This is a genomic window from Arthrobacter sp. PGP41, assembly GCF_002953935.1.
GTDB lineage: Bacteria > Actinomycetota > Actinomycetes > Actinomycetales > Micrococcaceae > Arthrobacter.
Genome location: NZ_CP026514.1, coordinates 1,512,290 through 1,532,938, shown reverse-complemented (window position 1 = coordinate 1,532,938; position 20,649 = coordinate 1,512,290). Strand labels below are relative to the sequence as shown.

Annotated in this window: 22 protein-coding genes; 3 read left to right on the top strand and 19 right to left on the bottom strand. The window is 67.0% G+C overall.

The window, feature by feature from the left end; translation table 11 throughout:
- Window positions 1-416 precede the first annotated feature (416 nt).
- Window positions 417-1,040, top strand: a complete 624-nt coding sequence (locus tag C3B78_RS06950) for a class I SAM-dependent methyltransferase (RefSeq protein WP_104997419.1) — start codon at window positions 417-419, stop codon at window positions 1,038-1,040.
- Here C3B78_RS06950 and dapF read toward each other — a convergent pair.
- The 6 genes from dapF to C3B78_RS06920 all read right to left on the bottom strand — a co-directional run bounded on the left by dapF (window position 1,012) and on the right by C3B78_RS06920 (window position 6,576).
- Entirely contained in the window at window positions 1,012-1,956 is a 945-nt protein-coding gene (gene dapF / locus C3B78_RS06945) for a diaminopimelate epimerase (protein WP_104997418.1), read from the bottom strand. The two genes, C3B78_RS06950 and dapF, sit on opposite strands and share 29 nt — an antisense overlap.
- A gap of 32 nt (window positions 1,957-1,988) precedes the next feature.
- Window positions 1,989-2,897 (bottom strand): tRNA (adenosine(37)-N6)-dimethylallyltransferase MiaA, encoded by a 909-nt coding sequence (gene miaA, locus C3B78_RS06940; protein ID WP_104997417.1) that lies wholly within the window; start codon window positions 2,895-2,897, stop codon window positions 1,989-1,991.
- A 3-nt stretch (window positions 2,898-2,900) separates the two neighbouring features.
- Window positions 2,901-4,460 (bottom strand): tRNA (N6-isopentenyl adenosine(37)-C2)-methylthiotransferase MiaB, encoded by a 1,560-nt coding sequence (gene miaB / locus C3B78_RS06935; RefSeq protein ID WP_104997416.1) that lies wholly within the window; start codon window positions 4,458-4,460, stop codon window positions 2,901-2,903.
- A gap of 18 nt (window positions 4,461-4,478) precedes the next feature.
- Window positions 4,479-4,970 (bottom strand): regulatory protein RecX, encoded by a 492-nt coding sequence (locus C3B78_RS06930; protein WP_104999681.1) that lies wholly within the window; start codon window positions 4,968-4,970, stop codon window positions 4,479-4,481.
- A 135-nt stretch (window positions 4,971-5,105) separates the two neighbouring features.
- Complete coding sequence (recA, locus tag C3B78_RS06925; RefSeq protein ID WP_066274884.1) at window positions 5,106-6,161, bottom strand: recombinase RecA; 1,056 nt, start codon at window positions 6,159-6,161, stop codon at window positions 5,106-5,108.
- A gap of 190 nt (window positions 6,162-6,351) precedes the next feature.
- Window positions 6,352-6,576, bottom strand: coding sequence for a DUF3046 domain-containing protein (locus C3B78_RS06920; RefSeq protein ID WP_104997415.1), 225 nt, complete (start codon window positions 6,574-6,576; stop codon window positions 6,352-6,354).
- 40 nt (window positions 6,577-6,616) lie between these two features.
- Between C3B78_RS06920 and C3B78_RS06915 the strand changes: the two genes are divergently transcribed.
- Window positions 6,617-7,150, top strand: a complete 534-nt coding sequence (locus C3B78_RS06915) for a MarR family winged helix-turn-helix transcriptional regulator (RefSeq protein ID WP_104997414.1) — start codon at window positions 6,617-6,619, stop codon at window positions 7,148-7,150.
- Window positions 7,151-7,227: 77 nt separating this feature from the next.
- Here the strand turns inward: C3B78_RS06915 and C3B78_RS06910 are convergent, their stop codons facing one another.
- From C3B78_RS06910 to C3B78_RS06880, 7 genes are all read right to left on the bottom strand, one after another.
- Window positions 7,228-7,680, bottom strand: a complete 453-nt coding sequence (locus C3B78_RS06910) for a helix-turn-helix domain-containing protein (protein ID WP_043793869.1) — start codon at window positions 7,678-7,680, stop codon at window positions 7,228-7,230.
- 166 nt (window positions 7,681-7,846) lie between these two features.
- On the bottom strand, window positions 7,847-8,326 hold the full coding sequence (locus tag C3B78_RS06905) for a CinA family protein (RefSeq protein WP_104997413.1): 480 nt from the start codon (window positions 8,324-8,326) through the stop codon (window positions 7,847-7,849).
- Window positions 8,323-8,967: a CDP-diacylglycerol--glycerol-3-phosphate 3-phosphatidyltransferase gene (gene pgsA / locus C3B78_RS06900; RefSeq protein ID WP_104997412.1), complete on the bottom strand. Its 645-nt coding sequence runs from the start codon at window positions 8,965-8,967 to the stop codon at window positions 8,323-8,325. Before pgsA ends, C3B78_RS06905 begins: the two co-directional genes overlap by 4 nt.
- A 23-nt stretch (window positions 8,968-8,990) precedes the next feature.
- On the bottom strand, window positions 8,991-11,903 hold the full coding sequence (locus C3B78_RS06895; protein WP_104997411.1) for an FtsK/SpoIIIE family DNA translocase: 2,913 nt from the start codon (window positions 11,901-11,903) through the stop codon (window positions 8,991-8,993).
- A gap of 133 nt (window positions 11,904-12,036) precedes the next feature.
- Window positions 12,037-13,728 carry a ribonuclease J gene (locus C3B78_RS06890; protein WP_104997410.1) on the bottom strand — a complete coding sequence of 564 codons (1,692 nt, stop codon included), beginning with the start codon at window positions 13,726-13,728 and terminating at the stop codon, window positions 12,037-12,039.
- 41 nt (window positions 13,729-13,769) lie between these two features.
- Window positions 13,770-14,678: a 4-hydroxy-tetrahydrodipicolinate synthase gene (gene dapA, locus C3B78_RS06885; protein ID WP_104997409.1), complete on the bottom strand. Its 909-nt coding sequence runs from the start codon at window positions 14,676-14,678 to the stop codon at window positions 13,770-13,772.
- 139 nt (window positions 14,679-14,817) lie between these two features.
- Window positions 14,818-15,177 (bottom strand): hypothetical protein, encoded by a 360-nt coding sequence (locus C3B78_RS06880; protein WP_396136693.1) that lies wholly within the window; start codon window positions 15,175-15,177, stop codon window positions 14,818-14,820.
- Window positions 15,178-15,261: 84 nt separating this feature from the next.
- Between C3B78_RS06880 and C3B78_RS06875 the strand changes: the two genes are divergently transcribed.
- On the top strand, window positions 15,262-16,500 hold the full coding sequence (locus tag C3B78_RS06875) for a heparan-alpha-glucosaminide N-acetyltransferase domain-containing protein (RefSeq protein ID WP_104997408.1): 1,239 nt from the start codon (window positions 15,262-15,264) through the stop codon (window positions 16,498-16,500).
- Window positions 16,501-16,537: 37 nt separating this feature from the next.
- Here the strand turns inward: C3B78_RS06875 and C3B78_RS06870 are convergent, their stop codons facing one another.
- From C3B78_RS06870 to C3B78_RS06845, 6 genes are all read right to left on the bottom strand, one after another.
- Window positions 16,538-17,017, bottom strand: coding sequence for a hypothetical protein (locus C3B78_RS06870; protein WP_104997407.1), 480 nt, complete (start codon window positions 17,015-17,017; stop codon window positions 16,538-16,540).
- A 3-nt stretch (window positions 17,018-17,020) separates the two neighbouring features.
- Window positions 17,021-17,791, bottom strand: a complete 771-nt coding sequence (gene dapB, locus C3B78_RS06865) for a 4-hydroxy-tetrahydrodipicolinate reductase (RefSeq protein ID WP_104997406.1) — start codon at window positions 17,789-17,791, stop codon at window positions 17,021-17,023.
- 96 nt (window positions 17,792-17,887) lie between these two features.
- Window positions 17,888-18,358 (bottom strand): molybdenum cofactor biosynthesis protein MoaE, encoded by a 471-nt coding sequence (locus C3B78_RS06860; protein WP_104997405.1) that lies wholly within the window; start codon window positions 18,356-18,358, stop codon window positions 17,888-17,890.
- Window positions 18,348-18,878, bottom strand: coding sequence for a MogA/MoaB family molybdenum cofactor biosynthesis protein (locus C3B78_RS06855; RefSeq protein ID WP_104997404.1), 531 nt, complete (start codon window positions 18,876-18,878; stop codon window positions 18,348-18,350). The genes C3B78_RS06860 and C3B78_RS06855 overlap by 11 nt, the downstream gene beginning before the upstream one ends.
- Window positions 18,875-19,369, bottom strand: coding sequence for a cyclic pyranopterin monophosphate synthase MoaC (gene moaC / locus C3B78_RS06850; RefSeq protein WP_104997403.1), 495 nt, complete (start codon window positions 19,367-19,369; stop codon window positions 18,875-18,877). The genes C3B78_RS06855 and moaC overlap by 4 nt, the downstream gene beginning before the upstream one ends.
- A complete protein-coding gene (locus C3B78_RS06845) occupies window positions 19,357-20,634 on the bottom strand; it encodes a molybdopterin molybdotransferase MoeA (protein WP_104997402.1) in 1,278 nt (425 codons plus the stop codon). Before C3B78_RS06845 ends, moaC begins: the two co-directional genes overlap by 13 nt.
- Window positions 20,635-20,649 lie beyond the last annotated feature (15 nt).

Sequence of the window (20,649 nt, the reverse complement as noted above, 5' to 3'; positions counted from 1 at the left end):
TAGTGCCGAATGCCGGTGATTGGTGAAGTATTCGCGCTGGGCTGACGGCCTGCGGTCATCCAAGCCTCCTGGCTTGTTGGGCCGGGCGCTGCAGGAGGCAGCGCCGGCGGAGAGGCCACGACTCAGATTCGTGGCGGAAACGGGAACAGCCGGAAACGGCGGGAAGACCAGCAGGAGGCGGAGCTTCGAGTGTTGTCCGGCGACCGGCAAACGAATATACGTTTGGTCCGGTGCACGCAGCGGAAGGGAGAAAACCTGCATCGCTGGGTGGGACAGGCTGCCACATGGGGACAGGCTTCGGGACGGGCTGTGCCCGTGCCGGCTACTCGAAGATCAGGAACATGCCCTCCAGCCTAGCAGAGGGCCGTCCCCGGCAGTTTCCCTTTACGCTGCAAGGCGAACTACTCTGGCCAGTTATGGAGTCCGCACATTATTTCAGCGCAACACCCGCCGGCCCTTTTACCCGCAAGCCGCTGGCTGTCGAACTCGCGGGGCAGACGCGCAGGCTGCAGACTTCCACCGGCATCTTCAGCCCGGACGGTATCGACAAGGGAACCGCCATCCTCCTCGCCGAAGTCCCGGCACCCGCGCCGCAGGGAAACCTGCTGGACATCGGCTGCGGATGGGGCCCGATTGCCCTGACCATGGGCCTGAAGTCGCCCTCTGCCCGGGTCTACGCAGTGGACGTCAACGAACGCTGCATCACGCTGACGAACGAGAACGCTGCGGCGCTGGGACTCGCCAACGTCACGGCCAGTACCCCTGACGCGGTGGACCCGGAGGTGCGCTTTGACACAATCTGGTCCAACCCGCCTATCCGGATCGGCAAGGACGAGCTCCATTCGCTCCTCAAGCTGTGGCTGCCCCGGCTGGCGCCTGGCGGTACGGCGTGGCTGGTGGTGCAGAAGAATCTTGGGGCCGACTCGCTGCAGCGCTGGCTTGCTGCGGAGCTGGACGAATCATTCAGCGTCAGCCGGGAATCAACGTCCAAGTCCTTCCGGATCCTGAAGGTCAGGAAAGCGTCCCGGTTGCCACAATAACTGCCGGGCCGCTCAGCTCAACATGTTCATGGCCCGCCGGGCCGGCAAAGAACTTGACGCCAACCACGCCGCCAGGCACCTGGACGCGCCAGGTGTCGGGGGCCTCCGCACCAGCCCAGTGCCGAATGGCCACTGCCGCTGCGCAGGCCCCGGTCCCGCACGACTGGGTCTCCCCCACCCCGCGTTCGTGCACGCGCATGGTGACTGTGCCGACGCCGTCGTGCACCAGGGGTTCTGATGGAACCACGAACTCTACGTTGGTCCCGTGGGACGGGACGGGGTCGACCACGGGCGCTGTGAACAGGCGGGTCGCCGTGAGTTCCGACAGCTCCGCCAGGGCAACGACGGTGTGGGGGTTGCCCATGCTGACGGAGAGGGCAGGCCGGGGAACTTCCAGGCCTTCTGCAGTGACCAGTGAATCCATCGCCTTGGCTGTGGCTTCCCCGGGGAAAATGAACTCCCAGGGCCCCATGTCCACGGCGTAGTCTTCGCCCGTCCGCACCACGGTCTTGACGCCGGCGCGCGTGCCGATGGTGAGGGCCCCGCCGTCGGGCAGGTCGATGAGCCCCTCCAAGCGGAGGAAGTGGACGAAGACGCGGACGCCGTTGCCGCACATCTCGGACAATGAGCCGTCACCGTTGCGGTAGTCCATGAACCATTCGGCGTCCGGGGTGGCGGCGAGCAGCTCACGGCCCTCCGGCAGGAAACGCGACGGGACGGCACGGATCAGCCCGTCGCCGCCGATCCCGCGGTGCCGGTCGCACAGCGCTGCAGCGTCCTGGGCGGATATGGTCAGGACGCCCTCGGGATCGGCCACCAGGACAAAGTCGTTGCCGGTGCCGTGTCCCTTGGAAAAGCGGAGCCCGCTCAGGGTGCGGAAGGCCGGCTCGGTGGTTTCTGCGAGGGTTGCGTCCATGTTTCCAAGGGTACCGGCCGGGCGGGGCAGCCCTAAATACGCGGTCCTTCGCACAGCGCTGCCGCCTTGGCCACCAACGTTGGGTCCTGCCACTCCAGCCAGGAGATGCGGGGATCGGCACGGAACCAGGTGAGCTGGCGCCGTGCGAACTGCCGGGTGGCCACGATGGTTTCTTCCGCCGCCTCCGCTACGGTCGACGCGCCGTCGATGACCCGGAGGAACTGGGCGTAGCCAAGCGCGCGGGACGCGGTTTTCCCCTGGCGCAGCCCTTGGTTGTCCAACCGTTGGACTTCGGCCAGCAGGCCGTCGTCCACCATGCGGTGCACGCGGCGGGCTAGCCGGTCGCGGAGCACGTCCCGGTCCACTGCCAGGCCCACCTGGACGGCCGGCTGGACGTACTCGCGCTGCGGCATGAAGGAACTGAACGGCCGGCCGGTGAGCCGGTAGACCTCCAGCGCACGGATGATGCGCCGGGCGTCGGACAACCTTCCGGCCGAGACCGGGTCCACTTCGCGCAGGCGCTCCAGCAGCACCGCCTGCCCGTCCTCCGCGAGCTCAGCCTCCAGTTGTTGGCGCACCAGCGGATCTGTTCCGGGAAATTCAAGGACGTCCACTGCGGCCCGCACATACAGGCCCGAGCCGCCGGCCAGGATGGCGCGCTTACCGCGGGCGTGGATGTCCGCGATCAGGGTGCGCGCCTGCTGCTGGAACCGGGACACGCTGGCTTCCTCGGTCACGTCCATGATGTCCAGCAGGTGGTGGGGCACTCCCCTGCGTTCGGCCTGGGTGATTTTTGCCGTGCCGATGTCCATGCCGCGGTAGAACTGCATGGCATCGGCGTTGATGACTTCGCCGTCAAGTTCCAGTGCAAGATTGACGGCGAGGTCGGATTTGCCGGAACCGGTGGGACCGACGACGGCGATGACAGGCGGGGAGCCCACCGGTCAGCGGGTGCGGACGGGCAGCGAGGGCATGCCCAGCGAGACGCCCTTGCCGCCTGTACCGGCACCCGGCGCGGGGGCCCCGCAGGAATCAGCCTGGGACCTGTCCCAGGCATCGCCGGCCCGGGAGCGGCGCAGGCTGTAATCCTCCCGGGTGGGATCGGCCACGAGGTGGAAGGCGGCGGCCTCGGTGATGGTGACAGTGACAAGATCTCCCGGACGCGGAGCCTGGGCGCCCTCGGGGACGGAGAAGTGCACCAGCCGCTGGTCCTGGGAGCGGCCGGACAGCCGGTGGGTTTCCCCGGCTTTCCGCCCGGACTGCGCAGTGACCATGACCTCAACCCTGCGGCCCAACTGGCGCCGGTTTTCCTCTGCCGCGATCCTGTCCTGGAGGGCGGTAAGGCGTTCAAAGCGTTCCTGAACCACGGCCTTGGGCAACTGGTCCGGCAGGTCTGCAGCCGGGGTGCCGGGACGCTTGGAGTACTGGAAGGTAAAGGCGGTGGCGAAGCGGGACTTCTCCACCACGTCCAGGGTGGCCTGGAAATCCTCTTCCGTTTCACCCGGGAAACCGACGATGATGTCGGTGGAGATGGCGGCGTGGGGAATTTTTTCCCGCACCTTGTCCAGGATGCCAAGGAACTTTGTGGACCTGTAGGAGCGCCGCATGTCCCGCAGGACCTTGTCCGAGCCGGACTGCAGCGGCATGTGCAGCTGCGGCATGACGTTGGGGGTCTCGGCCATGGCGTCGATGACGTCGTCGGTGAACGCGGCGGGGTGCGGGCTGGTGAAGCGGACGCGTTCCAGGCCTTCGATATCGCCGCAGGCCCGGAGGAGTTTGGAGAAGGCCTGCCGGTCGCCGAACTCGACGCCGTAGGAGTTGACGTTCTGGCCGAGGAGGGTGACTTCAATGGCGCCGTCGTCCACGAGGGCCTGGATTTCGGCCAGGATGTCGCCGGGCCGGCGGTCTTTCTCTTTTCCGCGGAGGGCGGGCACGATGCAGAAGGTGCAGGTGTTGTTGCAGCCTACGGAGATCGATACCCAGCCTGAGTAGACGGAATCCCGTTTGGTGGGAAGCGTCGAAGGGAAGACGTCCAGCGACTCAAGGATTTCAAGCTGGGCCTCGCTGTTATGCCGCGCGCGGTCCAGCAGGGCGGGCAGGGCGCCAACATTGTGCGTGCCGAAGACGGCGTCCACCCAGGGCGCCTTTTTCAGGATGGTTTCCCGGTCCTTCTGGGCGAGGCAGCCGCCCACCGCAATCTGCATGCCGGGGTTGGCCGCCTTCACCGGAGCGAGGATCCCCAGGTTCCCGTAGAGCTTGTTGTCCGCGTTTTCGCGCACTGCGCAGGTGTTGAACACCACGACGTCGGCCTGCTCACCCTCCGCCGGTACGTACCCGGCGTCCTCGAGCATGCCTGCCATGCGCTCTGAGTCATGGACGTTCATCTGGCAGCCGAAGGTGCGCACCTGGTAGGTGCGTGGCTTCTGGGCAGCCGCTTGCGGAGCGCCGGCGGCCGCTGTGGAGGTGCCGGCACCGGAAAAGGGGGAAGGGATGGTCAAACTCACCTGTTAAGGGTACCGGTTTTACCGTTCGCCACTGTCTGCCGCGGCCCGGGACTCCAGGACGTCATTGACGATCCGGAATGCCTGGGACGGCTGGTACCCCTTGCGGGCGAGCATGGAGGCCAGCCGGCGTGCAACCTTGTCCCGTTCCGCCCGGTCCTGGAGATCCATCCCGGGGCGGAGCTTCCGCTCAACGAGCTGCCTTGCTGCGGCTTCTTCATCCGCGTCCGACAACTGTTCCAGGGCGGCGGCGGCAGTATCCTGGTCGATGCCTTTCTCTGCCAGCTCGCGCCGGAGGGCGCCCTTTGCCAGTTTCCGCGACTGGGCGCGGCTCCGGACCCACATGTCGGCGAATTCGGCATCGTTGATCAGGCGGGCTTCCTGGAACTTATCCAGCACGGCCTCGGCGACGTCTTCCGGGACGTTCCGCTCCGCAAGCTTCTGTGCGAGCTGAAGCCTGCTCTTGGCTGACGCGGTCAGCTGCCGGTAGACGATGGACTGCGCAACCGACACGGGATCAGGCTGGGCGTCCCCTGCAACGGGAGAGTCCGGCGCCGGGCCGTCCTGGAGGTCATCGGCAGACGAAGCGGCGCGCCGCCCGCCGGCTCTGGACCGGCGGGGGCGCGCACTTTCAGGGCTGGTCAACGGTTAGAACCCGTCAACGGCCTTCAGCTTCGGGGAATCCTTGGACTCGGGCTCTGCAGGCTTGACGCCAACACCAAGCTTTTCCTTGATCAGGCGCTCGAGTTCGGCGGCCAGCTCAGGGTTGTCGCGCAGGAACCGGCGCGAGTTCTCCATGCCCTGGCCCAGCTGGTCGCCATCATAGGTGAACCAGGAGCCGGACTTCTTGATGATGCCGTGCTCCACGCCCATGTCAATGATGCCGCCCTCGCGGGAGATGCCCTGGCCGTAAATGATGTCGAACTCGGCCACCTTGAAGGGCGGGGCCATCTTGTTCTTGACGATCTTCGCCTTGGTCCGGTTACCGACCGAATCCGCGCCTTCCTTGAGGGTCTGGATGCGGCGCACGTCGATACGGATGGAGGCGTAGAACTTCAGTGCCTTACCGCCGGTGGTGGTTTCCGGGGATCCGAAGAAGACACCGATCTTTTCACGGAGCTGGTTGATGAAGATTGCGGTGGTCTTGGTCTGGCTCAGGCGGCCGGTGATCTTGCGCAGGGCCTGGCTCATGAGGCGTGCCTGCAGGCCCACGTGGCTGTCGCCCATGTCGCCTTCGATTTCGGCACGGGGCACCAGCGCCGCGACGGAGTCGATCACGATGACGTCCAGGGAGCCTGAACCCACCAGCATGTCCATGATTTCGAGGGCCTGCTCGCCGGTATCCGGCTGGGACACCAGGAGGGCGTCCGTGTCCACGCCGAGCTTGGCGGCGTACTCAGGATCGAGGGCGTGCTCGGCGTCGATGAAGGCAGCGATGCCGCCCAGGCGCTGGGCATTGGCCACTGCGTGCAGGGCAACGGTGGTTTTACCGGAAGATTCCGGGCCGTAGATTTCAACGACGCGGCCCCGGGGCAGGCCGCCAATTCCCAGTGCAACGTCCAGGGCGATGGAGCCGGTGGGGATGACCTCGATGGGGGCCCGGACTTCATCGCCGAGCCGCATGACTGAGCCTTTACCGAACTGCTTGTCGATCTGGGCCAGCGCTGCTTCGAGCGCTTTTGCACGATCCGGGGCTGCCGCCATGGTTCACACCTCTAATGCTTTCTCGCTTTGGAGTGGCCTCAGCGGCCGTTTATTGGTCATCTCTGACGCTAATGGGACCCACTGACATTCCGGCCGGCTAACGGCGGCTATGTGGATAACCCGCTAGGAAAAGCATAGCTTTACCCGAACAGGTATTCGAACAGGAGCACGGCGTGTCAGGAGAATCAGGCTAGTTGGTGCGGGGCTTGAGATCCCGCCCCAGCCGGCGCTCGGCAGGGACGTCCTGCACGTCGCAGACAGCCAGCCACACCTTGCGGGGTTCCACGCCGGCAGCCAGCGCCTGGTCCGCAGTGCGCCCGCCCACCCCGGCGAGCACAAGCGTGCTGCTGAGGACCCGCGAGTACCCGGCGCCGAATTCGTCGTCCATGAGCCGCCAATAATCGCTGATTCGCACCAGAAAAGTCTCTCACGGTCCGCACCCTAGAATTGTTGCCATGAGCAGCTCCCCCGACGTTCCCTCCCTGCAAGGCCGCCACGACGAAGCCACCGTGGACGCCGCGTTGCAGAACGTGGAGCACCAGATCAGCCTCTTCTGGCGGCGCGCCCGGGCCATCTCCAACCAGCTCTCCCGCCAGGTCCATCCGGACATGGAGCCGGCCGCCTATGGCCTGCTGACGGTAATCCGCCGGGAGGGCCCGATCAGGCTCACCGACCTTGCCATGAACATTGGCGTGGGCAAGCCGTCCGTCAGCCGGCAGATCGCATTCCTGGAGAGCCTGGGACTCGTGTCCAAGGAGGCCGATCCGCTGGACGGACGCGCCCAGGCCATCCGGCTGACCCCCAAGGGGGAGGAAAAGATGCACCAGGTCCAGGATGCCCGGCGGCAGGTGTTCCGCGAACGCCTGGGGGAATGGCCGGTGGAGGACCTGGAAGAACTGGCCCGGTACATGGCCAAGCTGAACTCCACGTACGAACGTGACGGGTTCCCGAAGGACGGGCCGGCGGCCGCCTCTGCGGAAGACTCCTAGCAGGGACAACTGAAGCCCCCGGCAAGGCCGGGGGCTTCAGTGCGTCTTGTTTCCAGGGCCGCCTTAAGGCGCCGCCTTTACCGGGCGCCTGAAAGAAGGCCGGTGGAAAGTTCGTCGTTGAGTTCAGTGTTCAGGTCGCGCTCAAGGTCACGGCCATAACGCTGGGAGAACTCCTGCGGAACGGTGTCCGGAACGGCAACGCCTTCGGCAACTGCCACACGGTCGCTCACTTCGCGGAGCATGCTGGACAGCGGGACATCCAGCGCCGAGCAGATCGAAGAGAGGAGCTCGGATGACGCTTCCTTCTGGCCGCGCTCCACTTCACTGAGGTAACCCAGGGAGACACGGGCGCTGTGCGAAACTTCACGGAGCGTACGCCCCTGACGCTGGCGGACATCGCGCAGGACATCACCAATTTCGTGACGAAGTACAACCATCTTGCGCTCCTTCTGTTCGCTCTTAGCCTGATCGGCGAGGCCCACATCCTTCCAGCGGACAACGCCGTTTACGGATACGGGCTGCTTTACCATCTGTATCGCCTTGCTCCCTCATAGGTCAGGTCCGCGGTGGCGCGAACCGTCGTGGTCATTTCATCCTAGGCGCCTCCACTCTCCGGAAGCGACACAATGTAATAACTAATCGGTACCGGCTTTTGTTCCCGCCAACTTTACGTCCGGGTAACTTCAGCCGGCTGGGTCACTGGGACAGGGCCTCAAGAAGCCGTTCGAGGGCAGCTGCGCAGGCCTGTCCGCGGATTTCCGCTCGGTTGCCGGCGAAGGAATACTCGAAGGCTGCCGTCCCCGCAGCGGTGGCGATGCCGACATATACGGTTCCCACCGGCTTTCCGTCGTGTGCGTCCGGTCCCGCAACGCCGGTGGTGGAGACGCCGATGTCAGCGCCCAGGACTGTCCGGGCTCCGGCCGCCATGGCTGCGGCGACGCCGGGATCGACTGATCCGGCGCGGGCCAGCAACTCTGCCGGGACGTCCAGGACCGATTCCTTGACCGAGTTCTGGTAGGCAACCACGCCACCTTGCAGGATCCCGGAGGCGCCGGGCGTGTCGGCAAGGACCGCGGACACCATGCCGGCGGTCAGCGATTCTGCGGCGGCCACGGTGCGTCCCGTGTCGAGGGCTTTCCTGACTGCTTCCGCAGACAGATGGTGGAGGTTGGTCATGCCGGCTCCTGTCCTTTGCCGCTGCGCGCTTGCAGCTTTCCCTTCGCCCGAAGACGCAGTGCCTCAATCACGTACTGGACGCCGGTCCAGACAGTGATGGCCACGGCCGCCATCATGACGGCGAACGCCACCCAGGCCAGCCATGGAGCGACAGCACCCAGCGGCAGGAGGTAGAGGAAGATGGCCGCAGTCTGCACGACAGTCTTGAGCTTTCCGCCCCGCGAAGCAGGGATGACGCCGTAGCGGATCACGAAGAAGCGCAGCGCGGTGATGCCCCACTCGCGGACCAGGATCACCAGCGTGGCCCACCAGGGAAGTTCGCCCAGCACCGAGAGCATCACCAGGGCGGAGCCGGTAAGGAGCTTATCTGCGATGGGATCGGCAATCTTGCCGAAGTCAGTCACCAGGTTCCGGCTCCTGGCGATATCGCCGTCGAGCTTGTCCGTATAGATGGCGACGGCGAACGCCGCTACCGCGGCCCACCGCCACGGCCCGGACACGCTCTGCAGCCCCGGCGCGTCCGCGATAAGGAACCACACGAAGAACGGGACCAGCGCGATGCGGATCATGGTCAGGATATTGGGAAGGTTCCAGACCCCGGCACGGCCTGGGCCGGCCGCGGTGGCATCGGTGCTAGTCACGTTCCTAGGCTACATTCTTTGGGCTAGCGCCCGGTGAGGGACCAGGCATCTTCGGAGCCGTCCTCGTCGTCATAGCCGCCGGGCGGGGAATCCGAGCCGTCGTAATATTCCGCACTCTGCTTCCGCTGGTCGAGGTCCGCCGCCACGAGGTCTTCCGCGTATCCGCCCCGGGCGATGTTGGCGTTGGCGTTGTCGCTCAGGGCTGCGGTCTGCGAGTCCGGCGCAGCGGGTGCGTCCTGGCCCTTCATGGCCGCCAGGACGGGGGCAAGATCGTCCGGTTTCACCAGGACGTCACGTGCCTTGGACCCTTCGGACGGGCCCACCACGCCCCGGGATTCCAGCAGGTCCATGAGGCGCCCCGCCTTGGCGAAGCCGACGCGGAGCTTGCGCTGGAGCATGGAAGTGGAGCCGAACTGCGTGGTGACCACGAGCTCCGTCGCCTGCAGCAGGACCTCGAGGTCGTCCCCGATGTCGTCGTCGATCTGCTTCTTCGGCGCCTCGGCGGCGACGTCGTCGCGGTAGCTCGCCTGGAGCTGCCCCTTGACGTGCTCAACCACCTTGTGGATTTCGGACTCCGTGACCCAGGCGCCCTGGACGCGCATGGCTTTGGAGGCGCCCATCGGCAGGAACAGCGCGTCACCCTGGCCAATCAGCTTTTCGGCGCCCGGCTGGTCAAGGACAACGCGTGAATCCGTGACGGAGGACGTGGCGAACGCCATGCGGGATGGAACGTTGGCCTTGATCAGGCCGGTGACGACGTCCACGGAAGGCCGCTGGGTGGCCAGGACCAGGTGGATGCCTGCCGCGCGGGCAAGCTGCGTGATGCGGACGATCGAGTCTTCGACGTCACGCGGGGCAACCATCATGAGGTCCGCGAGTTCGTCCACGATCACCAGCAGGTACGGATACGGCCGGATGACGCGCTTGGAGTCCACCGGCGGCTGGACCTTGCCGGCGCGGACTGCCTTGTTGAAGTCATCGATGTGCTTGAAGCCGTAGTTGGCGAGGTCGTCATACCGCGCGTCCATCTCCCGGACCACCCACTGCAGCGCCTCGGCTGCCTTCTTCGGGTTGGTGATGATGGGTGTGATCAGGTGCGGGACGCCCTCGTAGGCCGTGAGCTCCACCCGTTTGGGGTCCACCATGACCATACGCACTTCATCCGGGGTGGCGCGCATCAGGATGGATGTGATCATCGAGTTCACGAACGATGACTTGCCGGCACCGGTGGCGCCTGCCACGAGGAGGTGGGGCATCTTGGCGAGGTTGGCCACTACGTAGCCGCCTTCCACGTCCTTGCCCACGCCCATCACCATGGGGTGGTCCGTCCGGCGGGCGTTCTGGCTTCGCAGGACGTCGCCCAGCGAGACGGTCTCGCGGTCCGTGTTGGGGATCTCGATGCCGATGGCCGACTTGCCCGGGATCGGGCTCAGGATCCGCACGTCGCTTGAGGCTACGGCGTAGGAGATGTTCTTGGACAGCGCGGTGACGCGTTCCACCTTGGTTCCGGGGGCGAGTTCGATCTCGTACCTGGTAACCGTGGGGCCGCGGCTGAAGCCGGTGACGGTGGCGTCGACGTTGAACTGCTGGAGGGTGTCAGTCAGGGCAGCGACGACGGCGTCGTTGGCTTCCGTGCGCTCCTTGGGGATGGAGCCGGGCGTCAGGTAGTCCGATGCCGGGAGCGTGTACGTCACGTCGCCGGCGAGGGACAGCTGCTCGGTGCGCTGCGGGATGGGAACCGGCGGCGGGGCGGGCGCCACGGGGTTGGACGGCACCGTTGGCGCGGCCGCCGGCTTGGCAGCGGCTGCGGACATGCCGGGGGTGATCATGGGGATGGCTTCGGTTGCGTTCTCACCCGCGGCGGAGGGAGCACCCGCGCCCAGGCCCTGCGCAGCCTTAATCTTCTCGACGGCGATCTCCGCCTGCGTGGGCCGCCGGACTCCCGGCGCCGGGCGCGCCTCTGCGCCTCCCTTTGGGTCGTCGTCGTCGATCACCGCGTGCTCGAAGGCTTCGTCTCCTACGTAGCCCTCCAGTCCGGCACCGGTGTCCTCCTGGTCCTTGCCGAAGAAGCGGCGCTTCTTCTTGGGGCCCCTGGACGCCGTGGCGGGCGAGGTCCGTTCCAGGTAGCTGCGGTCGTGGGCGTCCCGGTCCTGGTCATCCAGCAGGTCAATGCCCATGAGGTGCTCGTAGCCGGTGCGCAGGCGGCGCGGAATCGCGGTGAACGGAGTAGCCGTAATGATCAGCAGGGAAATGAAGGCCAGCAGCGAGTAGAGCACCAGTGGAACGGCAGCATGGATCGCGGCCAGCGGCGATGCGGCGAGGAAACCGAGCATGCCGCCGGCCTGGCGGAGGCCGTCGAACCCCTGGGCCACCGTGGGCTGGCCGCCCAGCACGTGGGCCAGCCCGCAGCCGGCGAACGTCATGATGAGGAAGCCGATGCCCACCCGGTTGTTGCCCCGGCCGTCGGACGGCTGGCGGAAGAGCCGGAACGCGCAGACAAAAAGCATCAGCGGAAGAAGCAGCGAAATCCACCCGAAGGTGCCGTTGACCACGGCGTACACCGCGTCCGGGAACCAGCCGGTGAGGCCCCACCAGGCGAAGGTGGCAATGAAGATGCCCAGGGCCAGGTTGAACAGGGCTGCGCCGTCACGGCGCTCTCCTGCAGGCAGGTCGCTGACATCGTGGCCGATCCGCCGCACCCCTCCGCCCACCAGGTGGCCCACGCCCAGCCAGGCTCCGCCCACCACGCGCAGCAGCCACGGCTGGTGATGCTCGACGGCGGGAAGCTGGCGGGTGCGGGCGGTGCTGGAGGAGCCGCCGGCGCGCCCGGACTTGGCGGCCGTGGCGCCTGAACCGCGGCCGGAGGAGCTGCCGGTTTTGCTTCCGGCGCTGCCCCTGCTGGAGCCATTGGGCGCGGACGTAGTACGAGTGGCCATACCAGCCACGGTACCCGAGTTGGGCTGGTTTTCCGGGGATTTGGACCCCCTGACTCCCGGTTCGCGGCCCTTAAACGCGTCCGGCCCGCGGCCCCGTTGGACGGGAGCGCGGGCCGGAGCAGGCAGGCAACTGTCAGGCCTCGAGCACCACGGGGATGATCATCGGTTTCCGGCGGAGCTTGCGGTTGACCCAGGTGCCCACCACGCGGCGGACCACCTGCTGGAGCTGGTGGCTGGTGTGGTCCGCGTGGTTGAGGACCGCTTCCTCCAGCGCAGCGTTGATCTTGGGGATGATTTCGTCGAACACGGAGTCGTCCTCCGCCACCCCGCGGGCGTGGATCTCGGGGCCGGACACCACCTTGCCGGTGGCGCGGTGGATGACGGTGATGATGGAGATGAAGCCTTCGTCGCCGAGGATCCGGCGGTCCTTGAGGTCGGCGTCCGTGATCTCGCCGACGCTGGAGCCGTCCACGTAAACGAAGCCGACTTCCACCTGGCCCACGACGTCGGCCCGGTGGTCCTTCAGGTCGATGACGGTGCCGTTGTCCGCGAGGATGACGCTGGCTTCGGGGACGCCGGAATCGATGGCGATCTTGCCGTTGGCGATCAGGTGGCGGGTCTCACCGTGCACCGGCATGGCGTTGAGCGGCTCGAGGATGTTGTAGCAGTAAAGGAGTTCGCCGGCGGCGGCGTGGCCCGAGACGTGGACCTTGGCGTTGCCCTTGTGGATCACGTCGGCGCCCAGCTTGAGCAGCCCGTTGATGATCCGGAAGACGGCGTTCTCGTTGCCGGGAATGAGGCTGGAGGCGAGGATGACGGTGTCGCCGTCCCCCACCACCACGCGGTGGTCGCCGTTGGCCATCCGGGACAGGGCCGCCATGGGCTCACCCTGCGAACCGGTGGACATCAGCACCACGCGGTTGTCCGGGAGGTTGTCCACGTTCTTGATGTCCACGATCAGGCCCGGCGGGACGTCCAGGTACCCGAGCTTCTCGGCAATGGCCATGTTGCGGACCATGGAGCGGCCCACGAAGGCCACCTTGCGGTTGTGCTTGGCAGCTGCGTCCAGCACCTGCTGAACCCGATGGACGTGCGACGAGAAGGACGCCACGATGATGCGTTTGGTGGCCTGGCCGAAGAGCCGTTCGAGTGTGGGCCCGATTTCCTTCTCGGCAGTGGTGAAACCCGGGACGTCGGCGTTGGTGGAGTCGGACATGAAGAGGTCCACGCCCTCTTCGCCGAGCTTGGCGAAGTGCCGGAGGTCGGTGATGCGCCCGTCCAGGGGCAGCTGGTCCATCTTGAAGTCGCCGGTGTGCAGCACAGTGCCGCCGGCGGTCCGGATGAACACAGCCAAAGCGTCGGGGATGGAGTGGTTGACGGCCACGAACTCACACTCGAACGGGCCGAACTTTTCGATCTGGCCCTCCTCCACCGTGAGGGTGTACGGCCGGATGCGGTGCTCCTGCAGCTTTGCCTCGATCAGGGCGAGGGTGAGCTGCGAGCCCACCAGCGGAATGTCGTTGCGTTGGCGCAGCAGGTACGGAACGGCTCCGATGTGGTCTTCGTGGCCATGGGTGAGGACCACTGCGACGATGTCGTCCAGCCGGTCCTCGATGTAGGAGAAATCAGGCAGGATCAGGTCGACGCCCGGCTGGGTTTCCTCGGGAAAGAGGACGCCGCAGTCCACGATCAGCAGCTTGCCGTCGATTTCGAACACGGCCATGTTCCGGCCGATCTCCCCCAGCCCGCCCAGCGGAACAATCCGGAGGGTGCCTTGTGGCAGGCGGGGAGGGGTGACAAGGCCGGTGAGGGCAGTTTGGGTCATATTGCACTACTTTCCAGGCGGAAGGGTGCTGGTCTTACTCCTCAGGAAAAGACCAGCCCCGCTTCCGCCAAATCCCCGCGGATGGTTTCGATCTCGGCTTCGTCCGGCTCCACGAGGGGCAAACGGACAATCGAGTTGGGCAGGACTCCCTGCCATTTAAGAATCTGCTTGGCCGCGACGGCCCCCTGGACCCGCGTCATGGTGGCCCGGACAACAGGCTGGAGTTCAAAGTTGATCTTCCGGGCAGTGCCGAGGTCGTTCGCGTTGACGGCGTCGATGAGCTCGCGGAAGCGGCGCGTGGCCACGTGGGTGGTGACGCCCACCAGGCCGACGGCTCCAAGGGCCATCCACGGAAGGGTCAGTCCGTCGTCGCCCGAGTAGAAGAGGAGGTCCGTCTCGGCCATGACGCGCGTGGCGGCGACGAAGTCGGCCTTGGCGTCCTTGACTGCCACGATGTTCGGGTGCTGCGCCAGCCGGATCATAGTGTCGGGCTCAATGGCGATGGAGGAGCGGCCGGGGATGTCGTAGAGCATGACGGGCACGTCGACGGCGGAGGCGACCGTTTCGAAGTGCGCGCGGACCCCTGCCTGGCTGGGCTTGTTGTAGTACGGCGTCACCAGGAGGAGGCCGTCGACGCCGAGGGCTGCCGCCTGCTTGGAAAGGTGCACCGAGTGGGCGGTGTCGTTGGTGCCGGTGCCGGCAATGATGGCAGCCCGGCCGCCGACAGCGTCCTTGACGGCGCGGAACATGCCGAGGTTTTCCTCGTCCGTGAGGGTGGATGTTTCGCCCGTGGTTCCGGTGACTACCAGGCCATCGCAGCCGTCGTCCACCAGCTTGCCGGCCAGTTCAGCGGCCTGCTCGTAATCCACTGCGCCGTCCTTGGTGAACGGTGTGACCATGGCGGTCAGAAGAGTACCAAGGGCAGGGAGATGCGCGGAATTGTCAGCCATGGAAAAAACGTTACCCTGTCAGCGGCTGGTTAGGACAATGCCGGGAACGTGATGCACGTCAAACAGGCGGGCCTGCACCTCGGCGCCGACCCCTTTCGCCTTGCCCGGAACCCCTTCCCCCTCGCGGCATTCGAGCCGGTCAGGGAGCGTGCCGGCCAGAGGAGCGGGGCGCCCCGGCCGGCGGGCCGCAATACCGTCCGACGGCGGCCTGCCGCAGTTCCTCCGCCCATGAGGCCAGCCTCTGGGCAGCCCGGACATAGTGGAACAGCTCCAGCGGGGTCAAGGCGTCTATATCCGATTCCGCGAGACGGCGGGCGAGCTCGGGTCCCTCAGGCTGGGCTGCAAGGCTGATGCCTTCCTGCTCCCACTCGACGTCCTCGGGCGGCCGGCCCGCCACCAACTGGCGGAAGAGGAAGTCGACGACCCCGGGACTCATAGCCTTCATGAGCCCTGCATTGCCGGACTCATGGGCGGGAATTCCGGATGATGGAGTGTGCATGCAGCCCATTTTATTCGAACATATATTCGAATACAAGAAGTTTCCCGACAGCTCCGGCACAGGCAGGTGTGAGACGATCTGGTCATGACGTCCCGTACCCCGGCAAGAACGTCCCGCAAGACCGCCGGGCGGCCGGTTACGGCCAGGCTCCACGGCATCGACGCTGCCCGCGGCCTCGCCTTGCTGGGCATGATGGCCACCCACCTGCTTCCCACGTTCGAATCGAACGCGGACCTGACCCCCACCTGGATCGGCCTTACCTTCTCGGGCCGGGCTGCAGCACTGTTTGCGGTACTTGCGGGAGTGGGCCTGGCCTTGTCCACCGGAAAGCACAAGCCCCTGCAGGCCCCGGACCTGTCCGCCGCCCGCCGCGGCGTTGCCCTGCGCGCCCTGGTGATCGCCGCCGTCGGACTTTCCCTGGGCGGGCTGGAAGTCAACCTGGCCATCATCCTGGTCCACTACGCGGTGCTGTTCCTGTGTGTCCTGCCGTTCCTGGGGATGGGGCTGAAGCAGCTGTGCGCCTGGGCCGGCGGCTGGATCATGGGGTCACCGGTGCTGGCCTATCTCCTGCGCCCCTGGCTCCTCGCTGCCGAACCGCCGATGCAGCTGGGCCACAACCCCTCGTGGGAAGACCTGTCAACACCCGCGAGCCTGCTGGCGGACCTGTTCTTCACCGGGTACTACCCCGTGTTCCAGTGGCTTTCATACCTGCTCGTCGGGCTCATCGTGGGCCGGCTGGTGCTGGGCAGGGCGATGGTGCCGGTGGTGCTGCTGGTTGGCGGCTCTATCGTCGCAGTCCTGGCCAGGACCCTGGGTGTTACGGCGATGGAGAGCTGGGGCGGCCGGGCCGCACTGGAGGAACTGCTGAATTCCCCGGGTTATCCGCTGGAGAGCGTCCTGCAGGTGAACTTGACGGGCATCGCCCAGGAGGGGTCCTGGTGGTGGCTGGCTTCCGCGGCACCGCACTCGGCCACCACCCTGGACCTGCTGCACACCTCGGGCGTGGCTGTGGCGGTCATCGGCGCGTGCCTGCTGCTGGGCCGGCTTGCCGAGTGGGTGGACGTGGACCTGCTGCTGCCGCTGCGAGGCGCCGGAGCGATGACCCTGAGCCTCTACACAGTCCACGTCTGGGTGGTCTCCGGCTTCTACCTCAAGCCGCTGCCCGCCGGCTGGACGGAGGACGGGATGTATTTTGCCCACGCCGCCAGTGCAGTAATCGTTGGCATGGTGTTCGTGCTGCGGAAGTGGCGCGGGCCCTTGGAGTGGCTGGCACACGCCGCGAACCGGGCGGGCCGGGGCGAGCTTAGGCCGTCCGTTCGCTAGCTGTACTCAGCAGCTGGCGCCGGGCCGGAGAGGGCTCCTAGGCGGGAACGTTTCCGCGGAAGAGCTTGATTGCGTCCCGCATGGAAGCGCGGGCGCGTTTCCGGTCGCCGGCGGCGTCATACGCGCAGCTCAGGCGGAACCAGGAGCGCCAGTCATCCGGAGCCGCCTCGGCCTCGGAACGGTACTTCTCGAACTCGGCATCCGCGGCTGTCCGGACGATCCGGCCGGCCGGCGTGCGGGGCAGCTCATCCACCGGGAGTCCGCCCTCCGCCTCCAGGACCTTGGCCATCTGCTCCGTGCGGGCGCCGAACATCAGCTCCCGGATGAGGGCCCATGCACCGATGGCGGGCAGCACCAGGTACGCCGCACCGATAGCCTGCGCCGCGAGGTTGCTGTCCGTCAGCAGGAGGATGGAGCGCTGGAAGGACACCACCAGGTAGAAGACCAGCAGCAGGGTCACCGCTCCCACCCAGATCTTGGTGCGGTTCTTCCGGAAGCCGGCCAGCAGTCCGTCCATGGCCTAGAGCCCCAGGTCCAGGTAGCCGTCCAGGCCTACGGTCAGTCCGGGGTGTGTTGCCACGTTGCGGACGCCCAACAGGACACCGGGCATGAAGGAGGCGCGGTCGAAGGAGTCGTGGCGCAGCGTCAGCTGCTCGCCGGGGCCGCCCAGCAGGACTTCCTGGTGCGCCACGAGTCCCCGGAGGCGCACGCTGTGGACCCTTACGCCGTCAACGTCGCAGCCCCGCGCTCCGGCCAGCTCGCTGGTGGTGGCGTCCGGGCTGGGCGGCACCTGCGCCGCAGCGCGTTCGGCAGCGATGAGCTGGGCGGTGCGGACCGCCGTGCCCGAGGGCGCGTCCACCTTGTCCGGGTGGTGGAGCTCGATGATCTCGACCGATTCGAAGTACTTGGCGGCCTTGGCGGCGAAGGCGGAGGCCAGCACCGATCCGAGGGCGAAGTTCGGGGCGATCAGGACACCTGTGTCCGGATGTCCTGCCAGCAGGCTTTCCAGCGCGGACAGCCTGCCCGCGTCCCAGCCGGTGGTTCCCACAACAGCGTGGATCCCGTGTTCGACGGCGAAGCGGACGTTCGCTTCCGTGCTTTCCGGAACCGTCAGGTCCACCACGTACCGGGCGCCGGCAGCCGTGACCTGGTCCAGCGAATCGCCGCGTCCCAGGGCCGCCACCAGCTTCATGTCCGGTGCGGCTTCGATGGCTTTTACGGCTTCGGCGCCCATGCGCCCGTTCGCGCCCAGCACGGCAACGGGCATGGGAGCAGGGAGTTGTTCGGTCATGCCGTTAAGCCTACCGGCGGGCCCGCGCCGAGCAGGAACCGGGGAGTGTGCGTTACCTCGCAGGAAGCATGGTGCTGGCCGGCACCAGCGGAGACCTCAGCTGCCGGCGCCGACCCACTCCACCGTGCCGTCAGTAAAGAACTGTTCCTTCCAGATGGGCACCTGTTCCTTGATCCGGTCCACCAGCTCCGAGCACACAGCGAAGGCCTGGCCCCGGTGGGACGCAGACACCGCGCACACCAGCGCGGGATCGCCGATCTCCAGCATGCCGATCCTGTGCGCCGCCCAGATGCGGACCGGCTGCCTGGTTCCGCCACTTTCCAGGCCCGCCGCCTGTTCGGCGACCAGCTGCGCGACGACGTCGGCCATCACCTGGTGTGCCGTGGGATGCGCGCTGTAGCTGAGCCGCTCAACCGGCTTGCCGCCGTCGTGGTTCCGCACCACGCCGCTGAAGCTGACCACCGCCCCCGCGGTGTCGCTCTCCACTGCCGCGATGGCCTGGTCGACGGAGATTGGCTCCGCGCTGAGGACGGCGTTGACTACCTCGAAAACTGCTTCAGTGCCCATGTCCGCCTTCCAGCTGGTCGCACAGGTGCCCGATCACGGGGTCCAGGACGGTCAGTCCGTCCATGACCCCCTTGGGTGATCCGGGCAGGTTGATGATGAAGGTGCTGCCGGCCGCGCCGGCATAGCCGCGGCTCAGGGCCGCCAGCGGGGTCTTCGCGGCTCCGGCGCGGCGCACTGCTTCCATGATGCCGGGGATCTCTCGGTCCAGCAGCGGCAGGGTGACGTCCGGGGTGCGGTCGTCCGGGCTGAGGCCCGTCCCGCCGCTGGTGATGACGACGGCGGGGTGCTGGGTGAGGAGGGCGCGGATGGCTGCGCCCACGGGCTCGCCGTCGGGGACCACCATGGCCGGGAACACGTCGAAGCCGTGTTCTGTCAGCCAGTCCGTGATCACGGGGCCGGTTTCGTCATCGTAGATGCCGGCCGCAGCGCGGGTGGAGGCGATCACGACGCCGGCCTTCCGGCCCTGCACGTCGCCGTGCCGGTGCGGCTCGGAGGCATTGATGGTGCTTGGATTGGTCACAGTGTCCAGTCCCCGCTTTTGCCGCCGCTCTTGGCCAGCACCTTGATGTCGGTCAGGACAGCGTGCTTGTCCACGGCCTTGATCATGTCGTAGACGCTCAGCGCCGCAACGGACACCGCTGTGAGGGCCTCCATTTCCACGCCGGTGACGCCGCGGGTCTTCACGGTGGCGAGGATCGAAACCGTCGCGGCGCCAAGCTCGAAGTCCACGGTGACCTTGGACAGCGGAAGCGGATGGCACAGCGGTATCAGTTCGGGGGTCTTCTTGGCCGCCATGATTCCGGCAACCCGTGCAACGGCCAGGGCGTCCCCCTTGGGCAGTCCGCCCGAGCCGAGCAGGTCCATCACCTCGGAGGTGGTGTGGACCGTTGCGGTGGCGGTGGCCTCGCGGGTGGTTTCGGCTTTGGCGGATACGTCCACCATCTGGGCGCTGCCGTCCTGGCGCAGGTGCGTCAGCGCGGCCGGGGTTTGTTCTGCATTCACAGCATCCATACTTCCACCTCCGCACCGGCCGCGAGCGCGGCCACTCCTGCGGGGACGTGAACCAGCACGTTGGAACCCGCGAGCGCGTGCATCAGGTGTGAGCTTTCCCCGCCCTGCAGCTCCACCGTCCCGTCGGACCGCAACGTTCCCCGGCGGACCTGGTGCTTGTGTTCGGGAGACGTGAGCGGGTGGGCGAGGCGGGCGCGGAGGGGCAGGCGCGGTGCGGGCGTTCCCAGCAAACCGGCAAGCACCGGGCGGAGGAACATCTCGAACGACACCAGGCAGCTGACAGGGTTGCCGGGGAAGCCCAGGAAGGGACGCCCGTCGAAGCTGCCGATCCCCTGCGGGCCCCCCGGCTGCATGGCCACGTGCAGGAATTCCACCGGCTGGTCCTCCATGGCCTGCCGGACCACCTCGTAGGCGCCCTTGCTGACCCCTCCGGTGGTGACGATCAGGTCCGCCGCGCTGCCTTCGGCCCGCAGCAGCGCCCGCAGCGCGTCCGGGTTGTCCGCGGCAATGCCTGCCCGCCGGACCACCAGTCCCGCCTGCGTCATGGCCGCTTCCAGCAGGGTGCCGTTGGAGTCGTAGATCTTGCCGGCGGGGAGCTCCTGGCCGGGCTCCACCACCTCGTCGCCGGTGGTCACCAGCAGGACGGTCACAGCTTTGTAGACCGCCACGTCCGGGATGCCCAGCGCCGCCAGCAGTCCCAGCTGGGCCGGGCCCAGGAAAGTACCGGCTGCCAGGGCCGTCTCCCCGGCAAGGACGTCGCTGCCTGCTGCGCGCACAAACGTTCCGGGCGCTGCCGGGGGCAGCCGCACGGTTGCCTGTTCCGTTGCCTGTGCGGCCGGGGGCAGGAATCGGTCCGGAACGGCCCGCTCGATGGGGACGACGGCGTCGGCTCCGTCCGGGAGCATGGCTCCCGTCATGATCGGTGCGGCCATGCCGGGCCTGAGTCCGTCCGGACTGGCACCGGCGGGGACGGGAGGCATGACGCGCAGCTCTCCCCCGCCGTCGGGCAGGTCAGCGGAGCGGACGGCGTAGCCGTCCATCTGCGAGTTGGGGAAGGGCGGCAAGCTGATGGGAGCCGGGATGTCGCCGACCAGGCCCCGGCCCAGGGCCCCGCGCAGCGGCAGGCTTTCCGTCCGCTCGGGTGACCGCAAGGGCCGCAACAGATCCTCGACAGCGGCCGCATGGTCAGCCACGGACCGTGCGTGGTGCCGGGCACGGTGCGGTGCCTGGTCCACAGGCGTTCCATGCGGTTGCGGGCTAGTCATGGTTCCGCCTTCAGT